Here is a 20,893-nt window from a genome sequence, read left to right on the forward strand (position 1 = left end):
GTGCGGGAACAACGGTGGGCTCAGAGGAGGGGACAGCGGCTTCGGGCGAGCTCATCGACATTCCACCTTATTCTGCGAACATCAGAGCTTACCAATCAGCGGGCCCGCCTCGGAAGAAGTTGAAACCGGGCGGAAAACGCCGTCCAGGGCCAGATCGATCGAACGACCCGCCAGGGCGACCGCTTCGTCCGGGTCTGCGGTGCTCTCCACGACCCCCTCGACCATGCCGAACAGCAACATGAGATCACCCGGCACCAGGTCGGTCCGCACCCAGCCAGCCTCCTGCGCGCGGCGCAGCGGCTCGGCCAGCACCGCGGTCACCCGGCGCTGGAAGCGCAGCCGGGTCGCCGCGTCGAGCCGCCGGGTCAGCTGGACCAGCGGCCGCATGGTCACCTGCACGCGCAGAATCGCCTGCAGCGCGAAGCCGAAGGTGGCCGGCTGCCCGCGCCCGGCCGCCACGCACCGCTCGAGCCCCTCGATCAGGTATCCGATCACCGCCGACGCGAGCGCCGCCCGGTCCGGGAAGTGCCGGTAGAGCGTGGCCTGCCCGATCCCGGCCCGCCGGGCGATCTCCGGCATCCCCACCACCGGCCGCGGGCTGCACATCACCTCGCACGCGGCCTGCAGAATCGCCGTCCGATTGCGCTGCGCGTCCCGGCGGCGGGCCGGCTGAGCACCGTAGAGCACCGCGGCCTCCTCGGGAGTGACCTACATTACTGGCCAGTAACGATAATGTCATGAAGTTCAACATCTCGGAACCAGTTCGAGACGTACGGATCACGGGCACCCCAACCGCAGCAGCGCCCACCGACACTGCCTTCCGCCCGCAGACCGCTCACCCCCACCGGCCCGGCCGCACCACCCCGGCCACCGCCAGGTCCCCAGCGGCGCCACGCGTCATCGCAAGTGACGTCCGTACCGATCCGGGATCCGCCGGCCGCTACGGCGTGCCCGCTCCCGGGTGCTTGTGAGTGCCTTCCGCGGCCGCCTCGGCGGCGGCCAGGACCACGGCCGTCGAGGCCCCGTCGTCCTGGTCGCCGGGATCGCCCGCGGCGTCCCCCGGCGCGGCCTCCGAGCCGGGCGGGGCCGGGCCGACCGCCGAGGCGAGCAGCGACGAGTTCGGGATGTTCAGCGGGCCCGCATCGGTGTCCAGCACCGTGTAGAGCAGCCCGGCCGAGACGATGACGCCCACGTGCGGCCCGTTGAGCGCGCCGGACATCACCCGGATCCGCTGGCCCGGCACGTACGGCCGGGCGAAGAGCAGCACCAGCCCGGGGCGTCACGCTCGACCGGGACGCCCGGCCGGCACCGGGGACGACGTCATCACCACCCTGGACGACCTTCTCCCCATCGTCGAGCGGGGCTGATGACGCCAGCCTGACACGCCGGCTGAGCCAGAATGGCTTGTCTCGGCGCCATGGCGGTGCCATAGTGATGCCATGGAGCTGACCCCGTACGTGAACAACCTCGGCCGCGAGTTCGCCACCCTGGCCGAGGCCGGCGGCCCCGAGACGCGTGCGCTGGTCGAGCGCCTGACCGGCTCGCTGGAGTCGGCGATCCGGATGACGCTGCTGGACGCGCTCTCGGCGGCGGCCGACGAGATCACGCAGGATCTGGCGCCCGGCTCGGTCGAGGTGCGGCTGCGCGGGCGGGATCCGGGCTTCGTGGTCAGCCAGCCGGCCACCGAAGCACCCCCGGCCGCGCCGGAGAGCGAGCTGCAATTCGCCGAGGACGGGCCGGCGGCGCGGATCAACGTACGCCTGCCGGAGCATTTGAAAGCCGCCATCGAGGACGCCGCGGCCAAGGAGGGCCGGTCGGTCAACGCCTGGCTGGTCCGGGCGGCCGCCGCCGCACTGCACCGGCCCGCCGCGAGCCTCGAACCGCCCGGCGGCGGCAGGCGAACCCGGCAGGCATTCACCGGCTGGGTCCGCTGACCAGCGAAAACGACTCGCAGACCGAATACGAGGGGACCACCATGCCCACTTTCGACACCCCGGAACCGATCACCGTCACGCTCGAGATCGGCGTCGCCGACCTGCGGATCATCGCGAGCGAGCGCACCGACACCGTCGTCGAGGTGCGGCCCAGCGACGACAGCGACGAGTCCGATGTGCAGGCCGCCCAGCAGGTGCGGGTCGACCTGGCGCACGGCGAGCTGCGGATCACCGGGCCGCGGCGAACCTTCGACTTCTCCCGCAAGACCCGCTCGACCGACGTGACGATCGAACTGCCGGCCGGCTCCCCGGTCAGCGCCGACCTCGCGGCCGGCGACCTCCGGGCGACCGGCCGGCTCGGACGGTCCCACCTGCGCACCGGAGCCGGGCACATCGCCGCCGACGAGATCGACGGCGACGCCGACGTGCACACCGGCACCGGCCGGGTCGAGCTGGGCGAGGTCGCCGGCGGCGTCGCGGTCAGGAACTCCAACGGCGCCACCACCGTCGGGTCGGCCGGCGGCGACGTGCGGATCCGCAACGCCAACGGCGACATCACCGTCGGGCGGGCCGGCGCCGGGGTGGACGCGAAGACGTCCAATGGAACCATCCGGATCGGCGAGGTGGTCCGCGGCTCGGTCGCGCTCGTCACCCCGTCCGGCGATCTGGACGTGGGCATCGCCGAGGGCACCGCCGCCTGGCTGGAGGTGAAGACCGGCTTCGGACACGTACGCAATATGCTCGAGAACGCCGCCGGGCCCGAGGAGGCCGCCGCCACCGTGGAGGTCCGCGCCCGCACGTCCTACGGCGACATCACGATCCATCGGTCCTGAACGAATCGAGAACGAAGCTACGGGCCGATCCTGGTGATCAGCGTGGTCCTGCAGGTCTCCTCGAACCTGATCGCCACCGCCGGCCAGGCCTTCGGCTTCCACGTCGACCAGAGCCTGCGGACCGTGCTGCTGATCGTGCTCTACGGCATCGGCACCGACTACATCCTGTACCTGCTCTTCCGCTACCGGGAACGCCTGCGGTCCGGGGCCGACAAGAAAACCGCGATGGTGTACGCCGTGGCCCGGGTGGGCGAGGTCATCACCTCGGCCGCGGCCGCCGTCATCGTCGCCTTCCTGGTCCTGCTGCTGGCCAGCTTCGGCGGGTTCGGCTCGCTCGGCCCGGCCCTCGCGATCGCCGTCTTCGTCATGCTGGTCACCGGCCCGACCCTGATCCCGGCCCTGGTCAGCCTGATCGGCCCGGCCACCTTCTGGCCCTCCAAGGCGTGGCGGAACGAGTCGACGGGCACCCGCTTCGCCCGGATCGGCGTCGCGCTCGGCCGGCGGCCCGGGATCGCGGCGGCCGCCTCCGGCCTCGTCCTGGTCGCGCTGGCCGGCGGCGTGCTGATGTTCAAGGCCGACGACGACTTCGCGGCCGGTTTCCCGAGCACCACCGAGTCGGCGAAGGCCGCCGCCGACCTGGAGCGCGGCTTCCCGCAGGGGGCGGTCGACCCGACCGAGGCGTACCTGACCACCACCGGCGACGGCGCGAGGAAGCCCGGGTCGGGAACGAGCCCCGGCCCGCGGCGGCCCTCGCCGTGCAGCACGCCGGCCCGTCGGTGGCCGCGGCCGGCCTGATCCTGGCCGGGACGTTCGCGGTGCTGGCCCTGGCGCCGGTGAGTTTCCTGCGCCAGATCGGCTTCTCGGTGGCGACCGGCATTCTCCCCGCCGCCTTCGTGATGTCGATGTTCCTGGTCCCGTCCCGGACCGCCCTGATCGGCCACGCGGCCTGGTGGCCCGGCCACGGCGACGTCGACAAGCACCGCGCCGACCCGGCCCCTGCCTCGCCGCCGGTCCCGGTCGAGTCCACCTGACCACGCTTTCGCGGGCCCTTTGCTCTGCGCACCTTCGCGCACCCAAATCGAGCAACCGTTCGCTTTCGATGCGCATAGGTACGCAAAGCAAAGGGCCCGCGAAGTGCTCACCTGCCCAGCGGTTCGCTCCTCGAGCCCGCCGGACCGGCGACGCGGCGCCACGGCGGACCGACCGGCCACGCTGTGGTTCGACCGTCGAGGACGCGCGCCCGCGTGGAAGCCGCGGCGTACGAGCTCGGCATGCGTGAGACCGACCACTGGATTGCGCTTCAGCCGTTTCCCGACGGCTGACGGGTGTGCGGGAGAGCGCGGGTGCCGGGCGAGGTCCGTCCGGTGCCGTTGAGGAGCTCGGCAAGGTCGTGCGGCGCGCCGGCGCCGAAGATGAGTTCGACGGTGTCCCGCGCGGCGATGGCTTCGGCCTCGCCGCGCCGGAACATCACCTCCTCGTACGTCGTGCAGGCGGTCTCCGGATCGTCGGGGTGCGCGGCGATCGCCTGACCGAGTTCGGCTCCGTCGAGCATCGCGAGGTTCGCGCCCTCGCCGCCGGGAACGGTCACGTGCGCCGCGTCGCCGAGAAGCGTGACGCCGGGCGTCCGGTCCCACCGATGGCGGTCCGGGAGCCGGTGGATGGCGCGCAGTATCGGCCGGGTCTCACCGTCGGTGATCAAGGAGATCAAGGCGGGCGCCCAGCCCTCGAACTCGGCGGCGATCCGCTGCCTCGCCGCGCCGGCGTCGGCGAAGTCGATCGCGGTGAACCATTCGACCGGCCGGTTGAGGATGACGTACGTGTGGATGACGTCGCCCGCTTCCCGGTGGGCGAGGAACCCCTGGCCGGGGACGAGGGCGTACATGGCGCCGTTCCCGACCGCCTCGGCCGCCTCGGGGTGGCGTTCGTCGACGTCGTGCAGGTACGTGTCGATGTAGCTCACACCCGCGTACGCCGGCTTCCGGTCCGACAGCAGCGGCCGGACCTTGGACCAGGTTCCGTCGGCGCCCACGAGGAGGCCGGAGACGGCGGTCGAGCCGTCGGCGAACGTGAGTTCGTGACGTCCGTCGCCGAGAGGGGTGGCCTCGAGGAGCTTCCTGCCCCACCGCACGGTCCCGGCCGGCAGCGAATCCAGCAGGATGCGCCGGATGTCGCCGCGAAGCGCCTCCGGGCGTGCCAGGGAGCCGTCGTCGGCCAGCTCGGCGAGCACCGCACCGTGCCGGTCGAGGACCCGCTGCACGCCGCCGCCCCGGGTTTCCTCCCGATCACATGATTGGACCGGCGGTCCACTCGACCCCCTATTGGACCAGCGGTCCAACTCTGTCAAGATGACGTGCATGACCCCTGCGAAGCGGCGCAGCCCCCGGCGCAGCGATGCGCTCTCCCGGACGCGCATCGTCGAGGCGGCCATTCAGATCCTCGACAGCGCGGGCGAGAGCGGTCTCACCGTCCGTGCGGTGACCGCCCACCTGGCCACGGGTCGCGGCGCGATCTACCACCACGTCGCGAACAAGGACGAACTTCTTGCCGCGGCCGCGGACGGCGTCATCGGTCAGGTGATCGCGGCGGTGGCCGGCGACGAGGATCCCAGGCGGGCGATCCGCGCCCTGGCGCTGGGCATCTTCGAGGCGATCGACGCGCACCCGTGGGTGGGCGCACAACTCGCCCGCGAGCCGCTGCAACCGGCCGTCCTCCAGATCTGGACGAGCATCGGATTGCGGCTGCACGACCTCGGTGTTGCCGGAACCGACTTGCCGGACGCCGGATCAGCGCTGGTCAACTACATCCTCGGCGCGGCCGCCCAGCACGCCGCGGGCGCCCGCCGTGCCCCGGACGACGCGGCTCGCCGGGACTACCTCGAACGCCTTGCCGCCGAATGGGCGCGGCTCGACGCCCATCCCCTCGTGCGGGAGTCGGCGTCGCTGCTGCGCGAGCATGACGACCGTGAACAGTTCCTGGCAGGAGTGGAGATCTACCTCGCCGGTGTTGCCGCCCGGCCGCTCGCCGGCGACCGGGCGAGCCGGCGCGGACGCCTGCATCATCTGGAACTGTGGATGGACGACGCCACCTCCGACCAGGGGCCGTGGCCCTGGCTGCTGCGGCGGCTCGGTTACACCGTCGACAGCATCTGGGAGACCGGCCGCAGCTGGGTCAACGGCGACGCGTACATCGTGCTCGAATCGGGCGAAGCGCATGTCCGGGGCCGCCACGACCGGCTGCGCAGCGGCCTGAACCACGTCGCCCTGTGGGGTGGCCGCCGCGACGAGCTGGACGCGCTGGTCACCGACGCCGCTCAGCAGGGCTGGACCCTGATGTTCGCCGACCGGCACCCGCACGCCGGTGGACCGGCGACCTACGCCGCGTACCTCGAAGACGCCTCCGGTTTCGAGGTGGAGATCGTCGCGCAGGACGAGAATCCCGCAACCTGACGGCGAACCGCGCGGAGACCGGCTCAGCGCAGGCTCACCGCCAGCGTGTGGTGGCCGCCGGGGCCGGCCGCGACCAGCACTTCGGCGCCGCGGGTGGTGGTGACCAGCCGGAACTTCGCCGGGCGGCCGTCCAACCGTACGACCGCAATGGTCTTGTCGGCCGGAACCACCGCGCCCAGCGTGAGTTGCGCCCGGACCGCGGCGTCGACGGCGACCGTCAGCGTGCCGGCGGCGCCGGTCGCCCGGACGTCGACGTGACCAGAACCGACGGCGATGTCCGAACCGGCGATACGGGTCTGGCCCGGCGGAAGCTGCGGGACGATGGAGAGCGCGCCGCGGCCCAGGTCCGGGTCCACGCCGAGCTGCTGGTGGACGACCGGCCAGAGGACGCCGTACGTGCCCCAGGTCTGCAGCACGCTCGACCGGCTCAGGAAGTCCTTGCCCATGTTGGTGCCGAAGTCGGGCGACGGCAGGATCTCCGGCATCGCGCCCGGCATCTCCCACACCGACGGGTCGAGCTGGCTGCGGGCGTTGGCGGCGGTGTACCGCGCCTGCTCGGTGAGCCGGCCGAACTTGCCCTCGGCGGTGGCCATCACAGCGTTGCCGAGCGAGAAGATGTCGCGTTCGGACGGCGCGCCGGACACGACGCTGTCGCAGCCGGGCGTGCCGGTGTGGAAGAAGCCGAAGTCGCCGGTGAAGCAGTCGCGTTCCCGCTGGGCGAGCGCAGTCCGGGCGTGCCCGGTGTCGGCGACCGACGCGCCGCCGGGCAGTTCCGCCTCCATCGGGACGGCGCCGATCCAGTACCGCTGGAACAGTTTCGCGTTGCCCGGGTCCTGCAGGGAGTCCGCGTACGAGTTCGCGTCCCCGCCGTACCACCAAGCGGTTTCGAATTTCCGTTCCCGGGCGGCCGCCTGGGAGGTCGCCCACGCGGCGGTGGCCCGGTCGCCCTTGCTCGCGGCCATCTGGGCCAGGTCGAGCAGGCCGCGGATGGTGTAGACGGCCACGTCGAGCTTCTCCTGGCCCATGCCCGCGCGCTCGACGTTGCCGCTGCCCTCGGGCCAGCCGTCGCCGTCGGCGTCCAGCGCGACCGCGTATTTCATGGCGCGCACCGAGAAGTCGTACATCTCGTCGCGGAACCGGTTGTCGCCGGTCCAGCGCCAGATCAGCGCGACCGTGCTCGGGAACTTCACGGTCTCGTCGGTGTTGCCCGGGTCGGTGTTCGTGCCGAAGTAGACCTGGCCGTCCGGGGTGACCTCGTGCACCACCTTGCCGGACCGGTCGTTGATCACGTCGCTGATCGCCCGCAGCGTCCGCAGGTGGTTCTCGATCGCCCGGAACTGCCCGGCGGCGACCGCGGCGAAGGCCGAGTACTCGCCGTCGGTCGCGAAGATCCAGGGGTAGTCGGGCCAGCCCGCGCCCAGCCAGTCCGCCTCGGCGAGAGTGCCCTTGACCGGCGGCGACGCGGTGCCCTGGTTACTGGCGAACAGGCGCAGGTCCCTGGACTGCTGGACCGAGTCGGCCAGGTTCTGCTTGGACCAGTCGACGCTCTGCTGCAGCAGCCGGTCGCCGGGCAGGTCGACCCGGGTGTGCGCGGCCACGGCCTGCCGCGCCGCCGACTTGGCGGACAACGCCCGCTGCGGGTCCTTCAATGCTTTGGACAATTCCGTACGGGCGGAAGCCAGCCCTTGATCGGAACCGGCGACCGCGAACCACACGGTCTGGCCGCCCCGGACGTCGTAGGTGAGCTGCCCGCCGGTGCCCTTGCCGTAGGGCCCGTCGTCGCAGACCGCCGGGGTCGGGTCGCCGCAGACCACGTCGCCCTGCGGCCCGCGCATGGCCGGGCCGAGCGCGTGCCCCGACGGGGTCAGCCCGCTGCCCACCAGCGCCGCCCAGTCGTGCCCGCCCTGATCGCGGCTGATCTGGTCCCGGAAGACCAGGTTGCGGCCGTCGAAGGAGCCGGTGTCGGGCTGGTTGGCGGTCGCCTGGCTCGGCGTCGTGAAGCCCCACGGGTACGCCGACAGCAGCTCGGAGTGCGCGTCCACGGTCAGCCGGACGGTACCCGCGCCCGCCGGGAACCGCAGGCCGACCAGCGCCGCGCGGGTACCGTCCGGCACGACATCGGTCCGCTCGACCTCCAGCCCGCCCGGCCCGGCCAGCGTCATGGTCGTGTAGCCGGGATGCGCGGTGAACCGGCTCGCCGTCAGCCAGGTGCCGTCGGCGGCGAACCAGAGGCCGTCCAGCAGCTTGATCGGCTGCGACCAGAACCCGCCCATCTCCCCGCGAATGTGCCAGCCGGTGGCCGGGTACGTCCCGTCCTCGGCACCCACCTCGTACGCCCGGTCACCGGTGACGACGAAGCGGCGGTTGCCGAGTTGGGAAGTCTCGGAGAGCGCACCGCCGGACGCGGCGGCACCCGCCGGGGCAACACCACCCAGGGCGATCGCCGTGCCCAGGACCGCTGCTGTCGCGAGACGCTTCATGGCCGACTCCAGAATTGATCACCATTGATCTATCTGGTTCCACCCTGCCACCCCCGGCGTGAGCCGCAACCGGAGGAGGCCGTCACGATCAGGGCGGGTCGTCCGCGCCTACCTCGTGCAGCGTGCCGTCGTCACCCATGCGGTACCTGCGCGGTGGCGCCATGCGGCTCATCACCGCGCGCATGTGTGCCTCACGAGCCTCCTGCTCGCGCCCGGTCGGATCGGCGACGCGGAAGCCGTACAGGCCGACCGACTCGGTGTCGACGTCGTCCGGCCGGGGCCGGCCCTCGATGATGCGGCCGGGCTGGAGGTGGTCATGCCGCAACCGGCCTCTCGGGCGCCCCCGTCGTCCGGCGCCCATGTCCGGGCCGCGTTCCACGCCGCTGTCGTCCAACGGGACGTCACCGCCTGGACAGCCAGCACCGCCGGTCGTGCGTTGATCGTCTAGCGTGGGCCCTCGCCGATTCGAGACCCGGGGGACGACGCCGATGGGCCGCACGCAGCTGTACCTGGTTCGCCATGGCGAGCAGGATCCGGCCTCCGATCACGCCGCGGACGGCGGCCTGTCGCAGCTCGGCAGCGAGCAGGCTGATCGGCTGGGCCGGCGGCTGCGCAGGGTGCCGTTCACGGCCATCCACCACAGCCCGCTGGCCCGCGCCGCCCAGACCGCCGACATCGTCGCTCGCCATCTCCCGCAGGTGCCGAAACACGCGTGTGACTACATGACCGACCGTACGCCCGTGCCCTCCGACGGGCAGCGCAGCCGCTACCCGGACCGGTGGCACACCTTCCTCGACGGCGTGCCCGACCACGAACGCGACGAGGACGCCATCGCCCTGCGGGCCGCCGTCGACCACTTCGGCGTCATCGGCGACAGCGACCGGTACGAGCTGATGATCACCCACAACTTCGTCATCGGCTGGTTCGTCCGCCACGTGCTCGACGCGCCGGTCTGGCGCTGGATCGGGCTCAACCAGAACAACTGCGCGATCACCATCGTGCAGTGGGAGACCGGTCGGCCCGCCACCCTGGTCAGCTTCAACGACACCGGCCACCGGTAACCGACATCCGCTCCTCGCGGCCGAATGAGAATGCGCTCGTAGGAAACCACCGGGATGATGTCGACGTGAATCTGGACGAGTCGCAGGCCATGGCGGGCCTGGAGACCGCGCTCAACGAGGCCGAGGTGCTCGGCTTACGCGCCGCGCCGTCGGACCTGGCCGGCGAGCTGCTGCTGCACGTGTGCGCCCAGCCCGAGGACGGGAGCCCGGATCCCGACCCGCGCCGGATCCTCCGCCTGCTGAACGCGACTCGCCTGCGGGTGCTGCTCAGGGAGGAGCGACCGGACGGCTACGGACCCGCGATTCCCCTCAATCGAAGTGACTCGGGCCGATGGCGCACCCGAGCCCGTCGAGCAGTTCATCGCCGAGGCCCGGCGGTGGTGGGATGTCCTGTACGGCCGCAACGGCCAATCGCAGCGGCCGCAGCAGCGACCGGCGAACGCGCCATCGTGGCGCACACCGGCACCGCACCTGCCGATGACGATGGCCGCCGATTGACCGACGTCGATCAGCCCGGCGGCGGGCGGTCGGCTTGACCTGGTGTGCGCTCCAGGTGCGATGGTGTCGGGATGACGGAGCTGAAGCGACGCCTCGGACGGTCGGAGCTGTGGGTCAGCGCCCTCGGGCTGGGCTGCTGGCCGATCGGCGGGGCGGTCCTCCGCGACGGCCGGCCACGGGGGTACACCGGTACGGACGACGCGGAGTCCCTGCGCGCGATCGCGGCCGCCGTCGACCTGGGCGTCACGTTGTTCGACACCGCGGACGCCTACGGCGCGGGGCACAGCGAGCGCCTGCTGGGGCGAACGCTCGCCGGGCATCCCGAGGTCGTGGTGGCGACGAAGTTCGGCAACACGATCGACGAGGAGACCCGGCAGCTGACCGGGGTGGACACGTCCCGGGCGTACGTCCGCCGGGCCGTGCACGACTCGCTGCGCCGGCTGAAGCGCGACCGGATCGACGTCTACCAGCTGCACACCCCCGACGCGGTCGGCGATGGGGCGGCGGAGCTGGTCACGACGCTGGAGGAGCTCGTGACCGACGGGCTGATCGCCTGGTACGGGGTGAGCGCCACCGCCCCGGGACAGGTCGAGGCCCTGGCGGGACCGCACCTCGCGGTGGCGCAGGTGGAGATGAACGTCCTCGACGGCCCCCCGGCGAACGCCGAGGCCGCCGAGAAGCTCGACCTCGGCGTGCTGTGCCGCTCGCCGCTCGCGATGGGTGTCCTGGGCGGCCGGCACGACGCGACCACCCGGCTCCCCGCCGACGACGTACGCGCCCAGCAGCTGGAGTGGCTGCGGTGGTTCGACCGGGGCACGCCCACCGCGGAGGTCCTCCGCCGGCTGGACGCGATCCGGGACATCCTCACCGCGAACGGCCGCAGCCTCGCCCAGGGCGCCCTGGCCTGGATCTGGGCGGACTCCCCCAGGGCGGTCCCGCTCCCCGGCTTCCGAACGGTCGCGCAGGTGCAGGACACCGCAGCGGCGATGCGGCACGGCCCGTTGACCCCGGCGGAGCACGCCGAGGTGGAGCGCCTGCTCGGGCGGCCGGCGCGGCGCTGAGCGGCAATCACCTGCCCGACCGGGCGGCGGTGCCGCGCACCGGGTCTCCGGACTGAACCGCTTGAATCCGGACCGGATCGCGGCCAGATGAGCGCGCGTGCCACCAAGCCAGAAGTTGGCCAATGCCACCGGTTGGGACCGGCCGGCGACAGCGCCAACCCTGCACATGACCGCGCCGGCCGATCCGCTCGACACCGCCAGGAAAGATGTCGTCAGCCAGCCCCGGAGGCGAGCCTCGACCGTGGTCCGGCGCCGGCGTGCTGGGCTCATGGCGAGGCTGCATCTTCGGCGGCGAATCCGCGCTGGAGCTCATCATCACGGCCTGCCGCGGCGACGCCGCCACGCTGAACCGATACCCGGTGGCGTCGCTGTCCCAGGTGACCGGCCGGCGGCGGTACGCCCCGGCGACCAGGGAGTACGCCGCAGCCGGAAGCGCCAGGCTCGCCGCCGTCAGCAGAACCCAGACCGCGAATCCGGCAACGTCCGGCTCGATTCGCCACGTGCGAGGCTGCAGCCACAACGTCACGCTCAGCGACAACGCGAAAGACAGAACCACGAACGGTAGCGCGAGCAGGGCGCGGACGCGTGATGACAGCGCCGGATCGTACGGCGAGGAAGATCAACCGGACGGGGAAACGGCCATCCGATGTCACCGGCCCGATCGGCTCCGCAACCGGACCCGGCCGACCGAGGCGCTGGTCAGGGGCCGCGACTACCGTCGCGGATCATGCAGTCAAGGTCGCGAACCCGGCATGCCATCTTTTGTGCGGCGCTGCTCGTCGCGATTGGTCTTGCGGCCGCGTGCGGCCGGAACGTGCCCGGCAGCGATCGCGCGCAGCACATCCGCGGCTCGTCGCCGTCCGCGTCCGTATCCGCATCCCAGGACGATGCCGGCCGACCGGCAAGAATCGCCATCAATCACAATGACTTCGAGGCCAAGTATGTGGGGCACACAGTTCCCGGTCCTGGCCGGGCTCCAGGGCTTGGCGCGGTATGTCGATCACGGTGCCGCCGTCCTGCCGGAGGACGTACACCTCCCGGTACTCATCGACCGCCACCACGGCCGGCCAGCGCCAGGCGCGGCTGGATCCGCCGCCGGCAACCCGGATCCCGCTATCGGTGATCAACCAACGGCGCAGGACCGGCGAACGGTCGGGATGGCCCCGCCGTGCCTGCCGCCATGCATGTTCGGACAGCCAGGTCATGGCCAGGAGACCCAGAGCGACCCCGGCGACCAGAGGCAACGGCGGTACGGGCCGATCGCCGGGGGCGCCTGCTCGGTCGAGATCACTTGTCGCTCCACGAATTCCTCGCCTGGTGGACAGCTCGGACGAGAACGCTCAGAACAGGGGCCGCAAGTGGTGCCGCAGGTCCCGGGTCTCGCCGCTGACCGGGCGCGCCGCCAGGATGCACGTGTCGTCGTCCGGGTTGGCCTGGCGCAGCCGGGCGAGGATCTGCGCCAGCGGCTGCTGCGGGCAAGCCCGGACCGATTCGTCGACCGTACGCATCGCCTGGGCCAGCCCGTCGTCGAGGCCGCGCCGGCGGTGCTCGACCAGGCCGTCGGTGTAGAGCAGCAGCACGTCGCCGATCCGGAACGGCAGCCGGGCGGTCGGGTAGACGGCCTCGTCCACCACGCCGAGCATCGGGCCGGGTGGCCGGTCGAGCGGCGCGGTGCGGCCGGCGCGGCAGAGCAGCGGCGGCGGGTGGCCGGCCTGCGCCCAGACGATCTCCTGGCGGTTCGGGTCGAACCGGGCGACGACCGCGGTGGCGGACAGCTCCGGGGTCTCCCGTTCCAGCTCGCAGGTGAGCCGGTTGAGGTGTCCGAGCAGGATGCCGGGGTCGCCGGTGGTGACCGCCAGGGCGCGCAGCGCGTGCCGCAGCTGGGCCATCGTGGTCGCGGCGGGGGTGCCGTGGCCGGCCACGTCGCCGATCGCGAGCAGCACCGAGCCGTCGCGCAGCCGGGTGGCCTGGTACCAGTCGCCGCCGACCAGGCCCTCGGTGCCGGCCGGCAGGTAGCGGACGGCGACCTTGAGGCCGGGGAACTCGATCGGGCCGTCCGGCAGCGGCAGGATGATCCGCTGCAGCCGGCCGGCCAGTTCGTGCTCGTCGGCGAGCCGGCGCTCCACCTCGGCCAGCCGGCGGGCGTCGTTCTCCCGCTCGGTGACGTCCTGCACGATGCCGTAGATGCGCAGCGGCCGGCCGGTGGTGTCGCGGACCGCGTCGGCGACCGTGCGCAGGTGCTTGACCCGGCCGCCGACCCGCACCCGGGTGGTGACGTCGACCTGGGTGGCCCGCTCGAACGCCTCGAGCGCGGCCCGGATCAGCGGCGCGTCCTCGGGCACGGCGAGCGCGTCCGACTCGGCGCGGCTGAGCGGGCCGAGCCGCGGGTCGCGCTCGTAGATCCGGTACAGGTGCTCGGACCAGTAGATCTCGCCGCTGACCAGGTCCCACTCGCCCCAGCCGAGGTTGCCGAGCCGCTCGGTGCCGGCCACCCGTTCGCTGTCCCGCCCGGCCTCGTCGTGCCGGGTCCAGTTCAGCAGAAGACCATGACCAAGACGATGCGCCCGTACGGTGTAGACCGCCTCCCCGTACCGGAACGGGCCGAGCGCGGCCGGGCACCCGCTGTCCAGCACGTCCTGGTAGACGTCCCACCGGCCGCTGTCCGGCGCGCACGGGAACTGCGTGCTGACCCGTTTGCCGATCAGCTGGACGCCGCGCAGGCCGTCGGGAGTGGACGCCTCGGGCGTGGCGGCCGCCCAGACCAGGTCGAGGATGCGCCCGGTGCCGTCCCGCTCGGCGGAGAGATAGCCGCACATCCCGGGTGTGACGTCGAGCACTCTCTGCACCATCGCGAGCCACGGCTCGAACCGCCGGGCTCCGCTGCCACCGGGGCCTGGTCCTACGGACGGCGCGGAGAACCCGTGCCCCTGCGGGTCCGGCTCGGCCAGGATCGGCCCGCCGGCCGCCGTCGCGGTGAGGGCCGCGGTCACCAACGGTGGCACCGACCGGTCGGCCACCGCGTCCGAGACATCGAGCAGCCGGATCACCCCGTGCGCCACCTCGAGGGGGTCGCGCCGCTGGTCGGCGGACATCCGCAGCAGGTGGCGGTGCGCCTCGGCGACCCGGCAGCGGGCCCGCCCGGCGAGCAGCCCGACCGCTCGCTCCACGATGGCGCGTTCCGACTCGGACACTGTGGGTGACGCGGCGAGGCGGAGGCTGCTGACCGCTTGCGCGTACGCCCGAGCCACCGCGCCCTCCTCGAAAAGCCGAATCGATACGGTCTCTTTCGTACGGCAGTCGGCGCATGAACGTCATCGGCCGTTCATCCGGGACGGACCCGACCAGCGGCCGGGGTGTGCTCAGACCACCCGAAGGATGCTCACATCTCGAACAGGGAACGCATCGCCTCGGTCAGGCGGACCATGCTGGCGCCGGTGACCATGCCGATCCGCTCGGCGCCGATCGAGGCCGGCAGGCGGCGCATCCGGTTCACCACGACCACGCCGGTGATCGGGTCCTGCTCGGTGAGGGCGACCGCGTACGGTGGCAGCTCGGTCGCTCCCCGCTGCCGGACGATCGGCGCGCAGAAGGGCGCCGCGTTCTTCCGGTCGTTGTAGCTGTCGCCGGAGAGCACGAGCACCCGGTAGCGAAGATCCGTACGGTTGCCGATGGTCCAGATCTCGCCGCGCCTCATGTCAGCGCGTCCCGCTCGGCATGCCGCAGAGCCTACCGCCGGGCGGATCTTACGCGCCGCGCAGGTCGCGGCGCGTCCTTTCCAGCTCTTCGGGACGACAATGATCGAACCAAGATCCTGGCAATCCCGTAGGTAAGAATGAGGGCGTTGCTCAGCAGCTAGGGAAGGACGTCAATCATGTCGGAGAAGGCACAGATCGGGGTCACCGGTCTGGCGGTGATGGGGCGCAACCTGGCGCGCAACTTCGCCCGGCACGGCCACACCGTGGCCTTGCACAACCGCTCGTACGGCCGCACCAAGGAGCTGGTCGAGCAGTTCGGGCACGAGGGGAAGTTCATCCCGTCGGAGTCCGCCGAGGATTTCGTCGCCAGCCTGGAGCGCCCCCGCCGGGTTGTGATCATGGTGAAGGCCGGTGGGCCGACCGACGCGGTGATCGACGAGTTCGCGCCGCTGCTCGAGCCCGGTGACATGCTGATCGACGCCGGCAACGCCCACTACCTGGACACCCGGCGCCGCGAGGCCGCGCTGAAGGAGATCGGCATCCACTTCGTGGGCGCGGGCGTCTCCGGCGGCGAGGAGGGCGCGCTGCACGGCCCGAGCATCATGCCGGGCGGGCCGAAGGAGTCGTACGTCGCGCTGGGCCCGCTGCTCGAGGACATCGCCGCGAAGGTGGACGGCGAGCCGTGCTGCGTGCACGTCGGCCCGGACGGTGCCGGTCACTTCGTGAAGATGGTGCACAACGGCATCGAGTACGCGGACATGCAGCTCATCGCCGAGGCGTACGACCTGCTCCGCCAGGTCGGCGGGCACTCGCCGGCGGAGATCGCGGAGATCTTCAAGGGCTGGAACGAGGGCCGGCTCGGCTCGTACCTGATCGAGATCACCGCCGAGGTGCTCAAGCAGGTCGACGCCGCGACCGGCCAGCCGTTCGTGGACATCGTGCTGGACCAGGCCGAGCAGAAGGGCACCGGCCGGTGGACCGTGCAGGCGGCGCTGGATCTGGGCGTGCCGGTCAGCGGCATCGCCGAGTCGGTCTTCGCCCGGGCGCTCTCCGGCGGGGCCGAGACGCGCCAGGCGGCGGCCGAGGCGGGCCTGCCCGGTCCGAGCGCCGCGGCCGCCGCGCACGCCGGTGACCTGCGGGCCGACGTCGAGCAGGCGCTGTTCGCCTCCAAGATCGTCGCGTACGCGCAGGGCTTCCAGCAGATCCAGGCGGCCAGCAAGGAGTACGACTGGGAGATCGACCCGGGCGCGATGGCCAAGATCTGGCGGGCCGGCTGCATCATCCGGGCGAAATTCCTGGACTTCATCAAGCAGGCGTACGACAAGCAGCCCGAGCTGGCCACGCTCCTGGTCGACGACTACTTCCTCGATGCGGTCAGCGGCGCGCAGGACGCGTGGCGGCGGGTCGTCGCCACCGCGGCCGCCCAGGGCATCCCGGCGCCGGGCTTCGCCTCCGCGCTCGCCTACTACGACGGCCTGCGGGCCAAGCGCCTGCCGGCCGCCCTGATCCAGGGCCAGCGCGACTTCTTCGGCGCCCACACGTACCACCGCATCGACAAGCCCGGCTCGTTCCACACCCTCTGGGCCACCGACGACCGCAACGAGGTCGACGCCTAGCAAGGGCCGACAACGTACCCCGTCGTTACTGCGAGCACGGTATCGCGGGACCGCCGCAAGCGCCCCGCTGATGAGGAGGCAGTCGATTTTCCGTCGCCGCGGGGTGTGCGGCGCCGGAAAGTCGGCTGACTCCTCATCAGCCTCGGAGGGGCGCTTGCCCGCGGAGCGAAGCGGAGCCAGCGAACTCAGCCATGAGCTTGCCGGCCTCGTCGGCGGGCAGCGGCTTCGCCATGTAGAAGCCCTGACCCAGCCGGTAGCCCATCTCGCGCAGCCGGTCGAGCTGGGCCTCGCTCTCGATCCCCTCGGCCACGGCGGAGAGCTGCAAGTACTCGGCGAGCTGGCCAACGGCCGCGGCGACGGCCAGGCGGCCGCGGTCGTCGCCGTCGGCGATGCCGTCGACGAACGACTTGTCCAGTTTCAGGACGTCGACCGGGAACGCGCGCAGCAGCGACAGCGACGACTGGCCGGTGCCGAAGTCGTCCAGCGCCAGGCGTACGCCCATCTCGTGCAGCGCGTTCAGCGTCTCGCGGACCTGCCGCCCGTCGGCCACCGACGACTCGGTGATCTCGACGATGAGGTTCTGCGGCAGCAGCCCGGTCTCGCTGAGCACCGCCGCGACCTCGTCGACGAAGCCCGGCTCGCGCAGCTGGCGGACCGCCACGTTCACGTTGATCGCCTTGATCGCGCCGTCGCCGTGCTCGGCGCGCCAGCGGGCCAGCTGCTCGCAGGCCTCGCGCAGCACCCATGAGCCGAGCGGCACGATCAGCCCGGACCGCTCGGCGACCGGGATGAAGTCGCCGGGCGGGACGAACCCGCGGACCGGATGATTCCAGCGGACGAGGGCCTCGGCGCCGTGCAGCCGGCCGGTGACGATGTCGAAGACCGGTTGGTACAGCAGGTACAGCTCGTTCCGGATGATCGCGTTGTGCAGTTCGCTGCCGAGCCGGGCGTGGTTGACCACGTCCTGGCGCATCCGGGGCTCGAAGCGCACCCAGGCCGCCTTGCCGCCGGCCTTCGCCTCGTACATGGCGATGTCGGCGTTGCGCAGCACCTCGTCGGCGCTGTCGCCCTGCCCGGCGATGGCCACGCCGACGCTGGCGTGCGCGAGCAGCGGGTGCTCGCCGACCCGGAACGGCTCGGCGAGGGACTGCAGGGTCCGCGCGGCGGCGTCCTCGGCGGTCTCGATGTCGTCGGCGTCGAGCAGCACGGCGAACTCGTCGCCGCCGAGCCGGGCCGGCAGATCGTGGACCGCGCTGTTCTGCCGCAGCCGCTGGGCGACCTGGTAGAGCAGCTGGTCGCCCAGCGCCGGGCCCATCGAGTCGTTGATCATCTTGAAGTCGTCGATGTCGATCAGCAGTACGGTGGCCGGCCGGTGCGCGATGAGGCGCTCGGCCAGCGCGGTCCCGAACCGGGTGCGGTTGGCCAGCCCGGTCAGCGGGTCGGTCATCGCGAGCCGCTCGAGCTCGCCCTGCTGGGTGCGGATGTCCCGGACCAGGCGCTTGTTCTCGCGCAGCCCGAGCAGCTGGCGGGCCACCACGCAGACCACGATCAGCACGGCGCCGATGATGACGGCGCGCTCGCGGCCGCTCATCTGCCGGGCCGAGACCACGATGACCAGCCCCGCCGTCGCGGTGACGGCGAGCAGCGGGAGCATGTCCCACGTCGAGCGGCGGTGCTTGAGGGGGGCGGGCGCGGCCGCGAGCGGGCGGCCCAGGACGATCCGCTGCCGGTACGCGGCAGCGCAGAACGCGACGCTCACCAGCGGGAGGCTGAGCGAGCTCATCGCCAGGCGCGGGCCGGGCGCGGCGGTCAGCAGCATGACGGCCGTGACGACCGCGGTGATCGGGGCGACCGTGAGCAGGCGCAGGGCCAGCGAGTCGACCGGGCCGCCGGGCGCGCCGGCCGCCTTCCCGATGACCACCAGGGAGATCAGCCCGGCCACGCCGACCACGCCGGCCGCGATCCGGGTGGTGTGGTCGGTGGCGGGCGGCGCGAAGCTGAGCACCACGTACCAGAAGACCAGGGTGCCGGCGACGGCGACCGTGGCGCTGTCCAGCAGGATGCGCGCCCAGCCGAGCAGGGTCTTCTCGCCCAGCGGCAGGCGGGCCAGCGCGGCCATGCCCCAGAAGATGCCCAGGACGTCGGCCGCGGCGGGCAGCACCGAGATGCCGGTGTCGTTGTTCGCCAGCGCGACCGAGGAGCAGCCGGCCAGCACCAGGACGATCGAGGCGTGCGACAGCTGCCGCCAGAACGAGCGGACCGGCCGGGCCACCACGACCTTCGAGCCGATCCGCTGGCAGGCCCGGGCGGCCGCCGCCATGGCGACCGGCGCGCCCACGTAGCACACCACCAGGGGGCCGCCGCCGCGCACGAAAAGCCAGAACGTCACGGCCACCACCACGGCGACCGCGACCAGCAATGGCCCGACGCCCCCGAAGCGGGGCCGAGCGGGCACAACGCGTTCCGGCATGCGCTCCCCTGGGCTCCCGAGTAGGTCTGTCGTTGCGGCATACCTGTCGGCCGGGAGCCCGGGGAACTGAGAAGATCAGCCCTTCAGCGCGGCGGAGACCACCGCCCGGGCCTCCTCCTGGATGCGGGCGAGCGCGTCGGTTCCGTGGAACGACTCCGCGTAGATCTTGTAGACGTCCTCGGTGCCGGACGGGCGGGCGGCGAACCAGCCGGAGGCGGTGGCCACCTTGAGGCCGCCGATCGCGGCGCCGTTGCCGGGCGCGGTGGTGAGCACCGCGGTGATCGGCTCGCCGTCCAGCTCCTTCGCGCTGACCTGGGCCGGCGACAGCGCGGCGAGCACCGCCTTCTCCTCGCGGGTGGCGGGGGCGTCGATCCGGGCGTACGCGGGCTCGCCGAACTTGCCGGTCAGGTCGCGGTAGTGCTCGCTCGGCGTCCGCCCGGTCACCGCGATGATCTCGGAGGCCAGCAGGTCGAGGATGATGCCGTCCTTGTCGGTGCTCCAGGCCGAGCCGTCCCGGCGCAGGAACGAGCCGCCCGCGCTCTCCTCACCGCCGAAACCGATCTCACCGGACAGCAGGCCGGACACGAACCACTTGAACCCCACCGGCACCTCGTCCAGCCGCCGGCCCAGTTCCTCGGCGACCCGGTCGATCATCGAGGAGGACACCAGGGTCTTGCCGATCGCGGCGCCGGACGGCCAGTCGCCGCGCTGCCGGAACAGGTAGGAGATGGCCACGGCCAGGTAGTGGTTCGGGTTCATCAGGCCGGCGTCCGGCGTGACGATGCCGTGCCGGTCGGCGTCCGCGTCGTTGCCGGTGGCGACCTGGAACCGGTCCTTCTGGTGGATCAAGGACGCCATCGCGTACGGCGAGGAGCAGTCCATCCGGATCTTGCCGTCCCAGTCCAGGGTCATGAAGCCGAACGCGGGGTCGACCCGCGGGTTGACCACGGTCAGGTCCAGCCCGTACCGCTCGCCGATCGCGCCCCAGTAGGCGACGCTCGCCCCACCCAGCGGGTCCGCGCCGATCCGTACCCCCGCGTTCTTGATCGCCTCCAGATCGATGACCGAAGGCAGATCATTGACGTACGTGTCGAGGAAGTCGAAGCCGCGGACCTGCTCGGACCGCCGGGCCCGGGCGGCCGGGACCCGGCGCACCTCCTTGAGGCCGGCCGCGATCAGCGCGTTCGCCCGGTCCTGGATCCACTTGGTGGCGTCGGTGTCGGCCGGGCCGCCGTTGGGCGGGTTGTACTTGAAACCGCCGTCGTCGGGCGGATTGTGCGAGGGCGTCACGACCACGCCGTCGGCCAGCCCGCTGGTCCGCCCCCGGTTGTAGGCGAGGATCGCCCGGGAGACCGAGGGGGTGGGGGTGTAGCCGTCCCGGCTGTCGATCAGGGTGAGCACGTCGTTGGCGGCGAACACCTCGAGCGCGGTGACCATCGCGGGCTCGCTCAGCGCGTGCGTGTCCCGGCCGAGGTAGAGCGGCCCGTCGGTGCCCTGGGCCCGCCGGTACTCGACGATCGCCTGGCTGGTCGCGGCGATGTGGTCCTCGTTGAAGGCGGACCGCAGCGACGACCCGCGGTGGCCGGAGGTGCCGAAGGCGACCCGCTCGCCGATCACGGACGGGTCCGGGTGCTCGGTGTAGTACCGCGAGACCACCCTCGGCACGTCGATGAGGTCGCGGGGCTCGGCGGGCGTCCCGGCGCGGGGATCAACGGACATGGGGGCCTCCTCGGGAAGCAGCTGACCTGCCTGGCAGCCTATCGATACCCGGCGCCGGGGACATCCCGGGCGGTAAGCGG

19 protein-coding genes are annotated in these 20,893 nt (G+C 72.2%); 9 read left to right on the forward strand and 10 right to left on the reverse strand.

What is annotated here, in order from left to right; genetic code table 11:
* Positions 1-81: 81 nt before the first annotated feature.
* Both IH26_RS0109260 and IH26_RS62745 read right to left on the reverse strand, forming a co-directional pair.
* The gene (locus IH26_RS0109260) at positions 82-687 is read right to left on the reverse strand and encodes a TetR/AcrR family transcriptional regulator (protein WP_030435717.1); all 606 of its coding nucleotides are present in this window, start codon (positions 685-687) and stop codon (positions 82-84) included.
* 253 nt (positions 688-940) lie between these two features.
* A complete protein-coding gene (locus tag IH26_RS62745; RefSeq protein WP_030435718.1) occupies positions 941-1,267 on the reverse strand; it encodes a mechanosensitive ion channel family protein in 327 nt (108 codons plus the stop codon).
* Positions 1,268-1,439: 172 nt separating this feature from the next.
* Between IH26_RS62745 and IH26_RS0109270 the strand changes: the two genes are divergently transcribed.
* Genes IH26_RS0109270 through IH26_RS62750 form a run of 4 tightly spaced genes read left to right on the forward strand, consistent with a single transcriptional unit; the run spans position 1,440 to position 3,798 of the window.
* Positions 1,440-1,934 (forward strand): YlcI/YnfO family protein, encoded by a 495-nt coding sequence (locus IH26_RS0109270; RefSeq protein ID WP_030435719.1) that lies wholly within the window; start codon positions 1,440-1,442, stop codon positions 1,932-1,934.
* Positions 1,935-1,975: 41 nt separating this feature from the next.
* The gene (locus tag IH26_RS0109275; RefSeq protein ID WP_030435720.1) at positions 1,976-2,767 is read left to right on the forward strand and encodes a DUF4097 family beta strand repeat-containing protein; all 792 of its coding nucleotides are present in this window, start codon (positions 1,976-1,978) and stop codon (positions 2,765-2,767) included.
* 33 nt (positions 2,768-2,800) lie between these two features.
* Positions 2,801-3,562 carry an MMPL family transporter gene (locus IH26_RS53350; protein ID WP_051807825.1) on the forward strand — a complete coding sequence of 254 codons (762 nt, stop codon included), beginning with the start codon at positions 2,801-2,803 and terminating at the stop codon, positions 3,560-3,562.
* A complete protein-coding gene (locus tag IH26_RS62750) occupies positions 3,523-3,798 on the forward strand; it encodes an MMPL family transporter (RefSeq protein WP_051807827.1) in 276 nt (91 codons plus the stop codon). The genes IH26_RS53350 and IH26_RS62750 overlap by 40 nt, the downstream gene beginning before the upstream one ends.
* A gap of 269 nt (positions 3,799-4,067) precedes the next feature.
* On the opposite strand, the gene IH26_RS0109285 is transcribed toward IH26_RS62750, so the two are convergent.
* Positions 4,068-5,024: an FAD-dependent oxidoreductase gene (locus IH26_RS0109285; RefSeq protein WP_245665057.1), complete on the reverse strand. Its 957-nt coding sequence runs from the start codon at positions 5,022-5,024 to the stop codon at positions 4,068-4,070.
* Between the two features lie 97 nt (positions 5,025-5,121).
* On the opposite strand from IH26_RS0109285, the gene IH26_RS62755 reads away from it, so the two are divergent.
* Complete coding sequence (locus IH26_RS62755) at positions 5,122-6,213, forward strand: TetR family transcriptional regulator (protein ID WP_063763666.1); 1,092 nt, start codon at positions 5,122-5,124, stop codon at positions 6,211-6,213.
* Between the two features lie 23 nt (positions 6,214-6,236).
* Here IH26_RS62755 and IH26_RS0109295 read toward each other — a convergent pair whose 3' ends face one another.
* Both IH26_RS0109295 and IH26_RS0109300 read right to left on the reverse strand, forming a co-directional pair.
* Entirely contained in the window at positions 6,237-8,693 is a 2,457-nt protein-coding gene (locus tag IH26_RS0109295) for a glucosidase family protein (protein WP_051807829.1), read from the reverse strand.
* Between the two features lie 88 nt (positions 8,694-8,781).
* The gene (locus IH26_RS0109300; RefSeq protein WP_030435724.1) at positions 8,782-9,018 is read right to left on the reverse strand and encodes a hypothetical protein; all 237 of its coding nucleotides are present in this window, start codon (positions 9,016-9,018) and stop codon (positions 8,782-8,784) included.
* 163 nt (positions 9,019-9,181) lie between these two features.
* On the opposite strand from IH26_RS0109300, the gene IH26_RS0109305 reads away from it, so the two are divergent.
* From IH26_RS0109305 to IH26_RS0109315, 3 genes are all read left to right on the forward strand, one after another.
* Positions 9,182-9,754, forward strand: coding sequence for a histidine phosphatase family protein (locus IH26_RS0109305; RefSeq protein ID WP_030435725.1), 573 nt, complete (start codon positions 9,182-9,184; stop codon positions 9,752-9,754).
* Positions 9,755-9,819: 65 nt separating this feature from the next.
* Complete coding sequence (locus IH26_RS0109310; protein WP_030435726.1) at positions 9,820-10,290, forward strand: hypothetical protein; 471 nt, start codon at positions 9,820-9,822, stop codon at positions 10,288-10,290.
* 33 nt (positions 10,291-10,323) lie between these two features.
* The gene (locus IH26_RS0109315) at positions 10,324-11,313 is read left to right on the forward strand and encodes an aldo/keto reductase (RefSeq protein WP_030435727.1); all 990 of its coding nucleotides are present in this window, start codon (positions 10,324-10,326) and stop codon (positions 11,311-11,313) included.
* A gap of 7 nt (positions 11,314-11,320) precedes the next feature.
* Here IH26_RS0109315 and IH26_RS0109320 read toward each other — a convergent pair whose 3' ends face one another.
* The 3 genes from IH26_RS0109320 to IH26_RS0109330 all read right to left on the reverse strand — a co-directional run bounded on the left by IH26_RS0109320 (position 11,321) and on the right by IH26_RS0109330 (position 15,007).
* On the reverse strand, positions 11,321-11,869 hold the full coding sequence (locus tag IH26_RS0109320; RefSeq protein ID WP_030435728.1) for a hypothetical protein: 549 nt from the start codon (positions 11,867-11,869) through the stop codon (positions 11,321-11,323).
* A 784-nt stretch (positions 11,870-12,653) separates the two neighbouring features.
* Positions 12,654-14,561: a SpoIIE family protein phosphatase gene (locus IH26_RS0109325; RefSeq protein WP_030435729.1), complete on the reverse strand. Its 1,908-nt coding sequence runs from the start codon at positions 14,559-14,561 to the stop codon at positions 12,654-12,656.
* A 131-nt stretch (positions 14,562-14,692) separates the two neighbouring features.
* Positions 14,693-15,007: a type II toxin-antitoxin system PemK/MazF family toxin gene (locus tag IH26_RS0109330; RefSeq protein ID WP_030435730.1), complete on the reverse strand. Its 315-nt coding sequence runs from the start codon at positions 15,005-15,007 to the stop codon at positions 14,693-14,695.
* 177 nt (positions 15,008-15,184) lie between these two features.
* Between IH26_RS0109330 and gndA the strand changes: the two genes are divergently transcribed.
* Positions 15,185-16,624: an NADP-dependent phosphogluconate dehydrogenase gene (gene gndA / locus IH26_RS0109335; protein WP_030435731.1), complete on the forward strand. Its 1,440-nt coding sequence runs from the start codon at positions 15,185-15,187 to the stop codon at positions 16,622-16,624.
* A gap of 136 nt (positions 16,625-16,760) precedes the next feature.
* Here the strand turns inward: gndA and IH26_RS0109340 are convergent, their stop codons facing one another.
* Positions 16,761-19,094 (reverse strand): putative bifunctional diguanylate cyclase/phosphodiesterase, encoded by a 2,334-nt coding sequence (locus IH26_RS0109340; protein WP_030435732.1) that lies wholly within the window; start codon positions 19,092-19,094, stop codon positions 16,761-16,763.
* 75 nt (positions 19,095-19,169) lie between these two features.
* The gene (gene pgm, locus IH26_RS0109345; RefSeq protein WP_030435733.1) at positions 19,170-20,813 is read right to left on the reverse strand and encodes a phosphoglucomutase (alpha-D-glucose-1,6-bisphosphate-dependent); all 1,644 of its coding nucleotides are present in this window, start codon (positions 20,811-20,813) and stop codon (positions 19,170-19,172) included.
* Between the last annotated feature and the right edge of the window lie 80 nt (positions 20,814-20,893).

Origin of the sequence: Actinoplanes subtropicus (genome assembly GCF_000721705.1) — a bacterium.
Classification (GTDB): Bacteria; Actinomycetota; Actinomycetes; order Mycobacteriales; family Micromonosporaceae; genus Actinoplanes; species Actinoplanes subtropicus.

Coding starts and splice junctions, on each gene's coding strand:
- IH26_RS0109270 (WP_030435719.1), top strand. CDS start 1,440: ATGGAGCTGACCCCGTACGTGAACAACCTCGGCCGCGAGTTCGCCACC.
- IH26_RS0109275 (WP_030435720.1), top strand. CDS start 1,976: ATGCCCACTTTCGACACCCCGGAACCGATCACCGTCACGCTCGAGATC.
- IH26_RS62755 (WP_063763666.1), top strand. CDS start 5,122: ATGACCCCTGCGAAGCGGCGCAGCCCCCGGCGCAGCGATGCGCTCTCC.
- IH26_RS0109295 (WP_051807829.1), bottom strand. CDS start 8,693: ATGAAGCGTCTCGCGACAGCAGCGGTCCTGGGCACGGCGATCGCCCTG.
- IH26_RS0109305 (WP_030435725.1), top strand. CDS start 9,182: ATGGGCCGCACGCAGCTGTACCTGGTTCGCCATGGCGAGCAGGATCCG.
- IH26_RS0109315 (WP_030435727.1), top strand. CDS start 10,324: ATGACGGAGCTGAAGCGACGCCTCGGACGGTCGGAGCTGTGGGTCAGC.
- IH26_RS0109330 (WP_030435730.1), bottom strand. CDS start 15,007: ATGAGGCGCGGCGAGATCTGGACCATCGGCAACCGTACGGATCTTCGC.
- gndA (WP_030435731.1), top strand. CDS start 15,185: ATGTCGGAGAAGGCACAGATCGGGGTCACCGGTCTGGCGGTGATGGGG.
- IH26_RS0109340 (WP_030435732.1), bottom strand. CDS start 19,094: ATGCCGGAACGCGTTGTGCCCGCTCGGCCCCGCTTCGGGGGCGTCGGG.
- pgm (WP_030435733.1), bottom strand. CDS start 20,813: ATGTCCGTTGATCCCCGCGCCGGGACGCCCGCCGAGCCCCGCGACCTC.